Origin of the sequence: Dietzia sp. B44 (genome assembly GCF_014145245.1) — a bacterium.
Taxonomy (GTDB): domain Bacteria; phylum Actinomycetota; class Actinomycetes; order Mycobacteriales; family Mycobacteriaceae; genus Dietzia; species Dietzia natronolimnaea.
The window spans coordinates 2,602-10,115 of record NZ_JAALEF010000520.1 but is presented as its reverse complement, the minus strand read 5'-3'; the positions used below and the strand labels follow the sequence as shown (position 1 = coordinate 10,115).

At 69.0% G+C, this 7,514-nt stretch carries 3 protein-coding genes and 1 pseudogene; all 4 read left to right on the top strand.

The features are described from left to right. Positions 1-683: pseudogene (locus tag G6017_RS16035) on the top strand (hypothetical protein); the annotation flags it as partial. A 262-nt stretch (positions 684-945) separates the two neighbouring features. After that, a complete protein-coding gene (gene gltB, locus G6017_RS16030) occupies positions 946-5,547 on the top strand; it encodes a glutamate synthase large subunit (RefSeq protein ID WP_182618247.1) in 4,602 nt (1,533 codons plus the stop codon). Further along, positions 5,540-7,012 carry a glutamate synthase subunit beta gene (gltD, locus tag G6017_RS16025; protein WP_182618245.1) on the top strand — a complete coding sequence of 491 codons (1,473 nt, stop codon included), beginning with the start codon at positions 5,540-5,542 and terminating at the stop codon, positions 7,010-7,012. Before gltB ends, gltD begins: the two co-directional genes overlap by 8 nt. A 137-nt stretch (positions 7,013-7,149) precedes the next feature. Beyond that, a complete protein-coding gene (locus tag G6017_RS16020) occupies positions 7,150-7,509 on the top strand; it encodes a hypothetical protein (RefSeq protein ID WP_347238038.1) in 360 nt (119 codons plus the stop codon). Positions 7,510-7,514: the final 5 nt, after the last annotated feature.

Genomic DNA, 7,514 nt, shown 5'->3' with positions numbered 1-7,514 from the left:
TGCTGCTGGCGCTCGGGTCGTCGGGCTCCGAGGCGGGCGACGGGTCCCTCGCCCCCGGTTCGCTTGCGCCGCTCTCGGCCGGGTCTGACGCCGGATCGTTGGAGGGCTCGCTGGAGCCCGGGTCGCTCGCTCCGCTTTCGGCGGGGTCCGAGGCCGGGTCGCTGGACGGCTCCCTCGAGGGCTCCGTCGAGCCCGGTTCCCTCGACGACGGTTCGTTGGAGGGCTCGCTCCCGATGGGGTCGCTGGAGCCGGGTTCGGTGGAGGGGTCTCTCGCCCCGATCGGTTCCCTGACCGCGTCGCTCGCCCCGCTGGGCTCGACTGTCGGCTCTGCGGTCGGTTCACTTCCGATCCTGCTCCCGGTGGTCCTCATCGGCGGCTCGATCGCCGCTGCCCCGATGATCGGGCAGTCCCTGATGGACCTGAACATCCAACTCCCAGAGCTTCCGGGATTCCCCCCGTTGGCAGGTTCGGCCATGCCGGGACCAGCTCCTTTCCAGCCCGTCGTCGAGGCTCCACCGGCCCCGGGGCCGGTCACCCCCAACGGTCGCGGTGGTGAGCCGGGCGCCCAGGGTGGGGTCGCGGTCACCGCCAACGCGGCCATCGTCACCACGGGTTCGCTCGGCGACTACGAGGTGGGGCTGCCGGACGGCGTCACCCTGCCCCCGTTGTCGTTCATCCGGTGATCTGACACCCCAACTGCCCCGCTCCGAGTGGTCCACTCGGAGCGGGGCAGTTGCCATTTCGGGAGCGAGAGAGCCCGTGACCTGAGAGAAATCTCACAGGGTGGAATCCGTGTCCCACGTCAGTCCGCGTCGATTGACGAAACCCAATTGTGCGGCTACCCCCTTTTCCCCATATTATTTGCGGGCCAGAGCACCACGGTGATCTGAGTGCGGGTGCTCCAGCCACCACGGAGTCCGCCCGTCGACAAACGAAGGCGAGCAGATGATGACGACTCCCGGCCCCAGAGGCCTGTACCGCCCTGAATATGAACACGATTCCTGTGGTGTCGCGTTCGTCGTGGACATGTACGGACGTCAGTCCCGGGACATCGTCGAGAAGGCGATCGCCGCGCTCGTCAACCTCGAGCACCGGGGCGCTGTCGGCGCCGAGGCGAACACCGGTGACGGCACGGGTCTGATGATCCAGGTACCGGACCGGTTCTTCCGCGAGGTGATGCGCGAGGAGCAGGACCTGGAACTGCCCGAGGCCGGTGCGTACGCGACCGGCCTCTGTTTTCTCCCCCAGTCACGGATGCTGGCGATGGACGCCAAGCGCCTGGTGGAGAGGATCGCCGCCGAGCAGGGCGTCACTGTCATCGGATGGCGTGAGGTCCCGGTCGACGACTCGACGGTCGGCGCGATCTCCCGCGACGCCCAGCCGACCATCCACCAGATCTTCGTCAAGGCCGCGGGTGCCGACGGCGCCCTGCTCACCGAGCTCGCACTCGAGCGGAAGTGCTTCGTGGTCCGCAAGCGGTGCGAGCACGAGCTCGGATCCAAGGGGCCCGGCAAGGGCGACCTGGGCTCGGAGACCGTGTACTTCCCGTCACTGAGCCCCCGGACCTTCGTCTACAAGGGCATGCTCACGGAGAAGCAGCTCCCCGAGTTCTACCTCGACCTGCAGGACGAGCGCGTGGAGTCCGCCCTGGGCATCGTCCACTCCCGCTTCTCCACCAACACCTTCCCGGCCTGGCCGCTCGCGCATCCGTTCCGCTACGTCGCGCACAACGGGGAGATCAACACCGCCCGCGGCAACGAGAACTGGATGCGGGCCCGTGAGTCGCTCATGTCGAGCGAGCACATCGAGGACCTGTCGGCGGCCCTGCCCATCTGCACCCCCGGTGGATCGGACACCGCGCGGTTCGACGAGGCGCTCGAGCTGCTGACTCTGGCCGGCCGGACCCTTCCGCACGCCGTGCTCATGATGGTGCCCGAGGCCTGGGAGCGTCACGAGACCATGGACCCCGCCAAGCGGGCGTTCTACGAGTACCACGCCTCGCTCATGGAGGCCTGGGACGGTCCGGCGTCGATCACCTTCACCGACGGCACCGTGATCGGAGCGGTCCTCGACCGCAACGGCCTGCGCCCCTCGCGGATCTGGGTCACCGACGACGGTCTCGTCGTCATGGCCTCCGAGGTCGGCGTCCTGGACATCCCGCAGGACAAGGTGGTCACCAAGACCCGCCTGCGGCCCGGCCGCATGTTCCTGGTCGACACCGCCGCGGGGCGGATCATCGACGACCAGGAGATCAAGGAGCAGCTCGCCGCCGAGCACCCCTACCAGCAGTGGCTCGACGAGGGCATGGTCCGACTCGGCGACCTGCCCCAGGTCAGCCAGGAGATCATGAGCCACGAGCGCGTGGTGCTGCGGCAGCGGGTCTTCGGCTACACCGAGGAGGAGCTCCGCATCCTCGTCTCCCCGATGGCCGGTGTCGGCGCAGAGGCGACCGGGTCGATGGGCACGGACACCCCGCTTCCCGTGCTGTCCCAGCGGGCCCGGATGCTGTTCGACTACTTCGCCCAGCGGTTCGCGCAGGTCACCAACCCGCCGCTCGACGCCATCCGCGAGGAGCTCGTCACGAGCTACGGGGTGACGCTCGGTCCCGAGGGTGACCTCATCAACCCCGGCCCGGACTCCTGTCGGCAGATCAAGCTCGACAACCCGATCCTGGGCAACTCCGAGCTCGCCACGCTGCGGGCGGCGGGGGACTCCCGCCCGGCGCTTCGCGCGGTGACCGTCCGCGGTCTGTACAACGTCGCCCACGGCGGGCGGGGCCTCCGTATCGCGCTGGACCGCATCCGGCGCGAGGTCTCGGACGCGATCGAGGACGGTGCCGCCGTCATCGTGCTCTCGGACCGTGAGTCCGACGAGCGCAACGCGCCCATCCCGTCGCTGCTGTTGACCTCCGCCGTGCATCACCACCTCGTCCGCGAGAAGACCCGCACCCGGGTCAGCCTCGTGGTGGAGTCGGGCGACGCCCGCGAGGTGCACCACATGGCGGTGCTGTTCGGCTACGGAGCCAACGCCATCAACCCCTACATGGCCTTCGAGTCGATCGACGAGCTCGTCAAGACGGGCGACCTCGCCGGGATCGACACGGTCGAGGCCTGCGCCAACTACCGCAAGGCGGCCGCCAAGGGCGTGCTCAAGGTGATGTCCAAGATGGGCATCTCCACGCTCGCCTCCTACACCGGCGCCCAGCTGTTCGACATCACCGGGTTGTCGCAGGAACTGTGCGACGAGTACTTCACCGGCTCGGTCAGCCCGATCGACGGGATCGGCCTCGACGAGATCGCCGAGGACGTGGCCCGTCGGCACCGCTTCGCCTTCCTGCCGCGTCCCGAGGAGGCCGCCCACCGCGAGCTCGAGATCGGTGGCGAGTACCAGTGGCGGCGCGAGGGCGAGTACCACCTGTTCAACCCGGACACGGTGTTCAAGCTCCAGCACTCCACGCGGTCCGGCCGATACGAGATCTTCAAGGAGTACTCGCGGCTCGTCGACGACCAGTCGGAGCGTCTCGCCACGCTGCGCGGTCTGTTCGAGCTCAAGAGCACCCGCCCGCCGGTGTCGATCGACGAGGTCGAGCCGGTGTCGGAGATCGTCAAGCGGTTCTCCACCGGGGCGATGAGCTACGGCTCCATCTCCGCGGAGGCGCACGAGACCCTCGCGATCGCGATGAACCGCCTGCACGCCCGGTCCAACTCGGGTGAGGGCGGCGAGTCCATCGCCAGGTTCAGCCCCGACCCCAACGGGGACTGGCGCCGGTCGGCCATCAAGCAGGTCGCCTCCGGCCGGTTCGGTGTGACCAGCAACTACCTGGCCAACTGCACCGACATCCAGATCAAGATGGCCCAGGGAGCCAAGCCGGGCGAGGGCGGCCAGCTGCCGCCGGGCAAGGTGTACCCCTGGGTGGCCGAGGTCCGTGGTTCCACGCCGGGCGTCGGGTTGATCTCGCCCCCGCCGCACCACGACATCTACTCGATCGAGGACCTGGCGCAGCTCATCTATGACCTGAAGAACGCCAACCCCGAGGCTCGGATCCACGTCAAGCTCGTCGCCGAGCAGGGCGTGGGAACCGTCGCGACGGGCGTGTCCAAGACACACGCCGACGTGGTGCTGATCTCGGGCCACGACGGTGGCACGGGTGCCTCGCCGCTGACCTCGCTCAAGCACGCCGGTGGACCGTGGGAGCTGGGCCTGGCCGAGACCCAGCAGACGCTGCTGGTCAACGGGCTCCGCGACCGCATCGTCGTCCAGGTCGACGGGCAGCTCAAGACGGGGCGCGACGTGATCGTGGCGGCGCTGCTCGGTGGCGAGGAGTTCGGGTTCGCCACCGCGCCGCTCGTCGTGGCCGGCTGCGTCATGATGCGCGTCTGCCACCTCGACACCTGCCCGGTGGGTGTGGCCACCCAGAACCCGGTGCTGCGCGAGCGGTTCAACGGCAAGGCCGAGTACGTGGTGAACTTCATGGAGTTCGTCGCGGAGGAGGTCCGCGAGTACCTCGCCGAGCTGGGCTTCCGGTCCCTCGACGAGGCGATCGGACACTCCGAGTGCCTCGACAAGTCCCGTGCGTTCGCCCACAACAAGCGGGCGGCCAAGCTGGACCTCGAGCCGGTCTTCGCCCAGGCGGACTCGCCCTTCATGCACCAGGACCTGCGCTGCACCAAGCAGCAGGACCACAAGCTGGAGGGAGTGCTCGACCGCACGCTCATCGAGGACTTCCGTTCGGTGCTCGTCGACCCGTCGTCCGGCCCGGCCACCGGTCGGTACCCGATCTGCAACGTCAACCGCTCGGTCGGCACCATGCTCAGCCACGAGATCTCCAAGGCGTACGGGGCCGCAGGCCTGCCGGACGGGTCCATCGACCTCACCTTCACCGGTTCGGCGGGCAACTCGTTCGGGGCGTTCCTCGCCGCCGGCGTGACCCAGCGTGTCTTCGGTGACGCCAACGACTACGTGGGCAAGGGACTGTCGGGTGGTCGGATCGTGGTCCGGCCCGCCCTGGACGCGGCCCCGGACTTCGTGGCGGAGGACAACATCATCGCCGGGAACGTGATCTGTTACGGCGCGACCAGCGGTGAGATCTACCTGCGGGGAATGGTGGGCGAGCGCTTCTGCGTCCGCAACTCCGGCGTCACCGCTGTGGTCGAGGGCGTGGGTGACCACGCGTGCGAGTACATGACGGGTGGCCAGGTCGTGGTGCTCGGGTCGACCGGGCGCAACGTGGCCGCCGGCATGTCGGGCGGTGTCGCGTACTTCTACGACCCGGACGGGCAGCTGCCCGTGAACCTCAACGACGAGCTCGTCGAGATCGAGGAACTGCTGACGGAGGACGTCGAGTTCCTGCACCGGATCGTCGAGCGGCACGCCGCCGAGACCGATTCGACCCGGGCGCGGGAGATCCTGTCCGGTTGGGCGCAGAACGTGAATCACTTCGTCAAGATCATGCCGCGCGACTACAAGCGCGTGCTGCTCGCCATCGAGCAGGCGGAGAAGGACGGACGCAACGTGGACGAGGCGATCATGGAGGCCGCAAATGGCTGACCCGAAGGGCTTTCTCAAGCACACCGAACGGGAGCTCCCCGAGCGTCGTCCGGTGGATCTGCGGATCATGGACTGGAAGGAGGTCTACGAGTCGACCACCCTCCCGGAGGACGACCTGAAGACCCAGGCCAGTCGCTGCATGGGCTGCGGCATCCCGTTCTGTCACCAGGGTTGCCCGCTCGGCAACATCATCCCGGAGTGGAACGACCTCGTGCACCGCGGGCGGTGGGACGCGGCGGTGGATCGTCTGCACGCCACCAACAACTTCCCCGAGTTCACGGGGCGGCTCTGCCCGGCCCCGTGTGAGGGCTCCTGCGTCCTGGGCATCAACCAGCCGGCGGTGACGATCAAGCAGATCGAGGTGGAGATCGCCGAGAAGGCATGGGAGGACGGTCCCATGGATCCGGTGATCCCCTCGTTCCGCACCGGCCAGTCGGTGGCGGTCGTGGGTTCCGGCCCGGCGGGGTTGGCGGCCGCGCAGCAGCTCACCCGCGCCGGGCACTCGGTGACGGTCTTCGAGCGCGATGACCGTGTCGGTGGTCTGATGCGCTACGGGATCCCCGAGTTCAAGATGGAGAAGGAGATCATCGACCGGCGCCTCGCCCAGATGGAGGCGGAGGGCACGGTGTTCCGCGCCGGCGTCAACGTGGGCAAGGACATCACCGCCTCGCAGTTGCGTGGTGAGTTCGACGCGGTCGTCCTCTGTGGCGGCGCCACCATGCGACGGGATCTCCCGGTCCCGGGCCGCGAGCTCGACGGGATCCACCAGGCGATGGACTACCTGCCGCTGGCCAACAAGGCCGCGGTCGGTGACCCGGTGGTGGACTCCGACGGGCTGCCCGAGATCCACGCACGGGATAAGCACGTGATCATCATCGGCGGCGGCGACACCGGCGCCGACTGCCTGGGAACGGCCACCCGCCAGGGTGCGAAGTCGGTCAAGAGCTTCGAGATCATGCCGAGGCCGCCCGCCACCCGTGCCGCCTCGACCCCGTGGCCCGTGTACCCGCTGATGTTCCGCACGGCGTCTGCGCACGAGGAGAACGGCGAGCGGGTCTACAGCGTCTCCACCGCCGAGTTCCTCGGCGAGGGCGGCCATGTGACAGCGCTCAAGGGTTCCGAGGTCAAGATGGTCGACGGGCGCTTCGAGGCGGTGCCCGGCACCGACTTCGAGTACCCGGCGGACCTGGTCCTGCTGGCCATGGGGTTCACGGGCGCGCAGAAGACCGGATTGTGCTCCGACCTGGGCGTGGACTTCAGCGACCGGGGCAACGTCGACAGGGACGACACGTACGCCACCAACGTCGACGGTGTGTTCGTCGCCGGGGACATGGGACGTGGCCAGTCCCTGATCGTGTGGGCGATCGCCGAGGGGCGCGCCGCCGCGGCCTCGGTCGACCGCTTCCTCATGGGGGAGACGGCCCTCCCGTCGCCCGTTCGACCCACGGACGTCGCACAGCGCTGACCGGGGGACGCGCGCCCGGGGGAGCACGGCGGGGTATCGTTTCGCCTTAATAGAACCTAAGATGTGAGGCAATTCGATCCAGGCCACCCCGGCCGCCGTCACGGAAGGCATACATGGTCCGCCGTCGCCCTGCCGCCGTGTCCGGTGCCGTGTTCGTCGGCCTGGTCGTGGCGCTCGTGGTCGCGCTGTGGCTGACGGTCGCGATGATCGGTGGGCCCGCGGCCTCCGCACAGGGGACCGGCTCCGGGGCGAGGGTCGAGGTGACCGATCTCCCGGTGCTCAGCGAACTCCCCCCGCTCCCGGTGGAGGGGGACTCGCCGGACGCCGGGGACGGCCCGGACTCGTCCTCCCTGGGCATCTCCGGGGTGCAGACCGTCGCGCTGGGCCTGGCCGCCGCGGTCCTCATCGCCGGCGGGATGGGTCTGGCACTGGTCACGAGGCGTGGTCGTGCGGCGCCACCGGAGGAGCAGGCCCCACCCTCGGGTCCCGCCCCCTGACGACG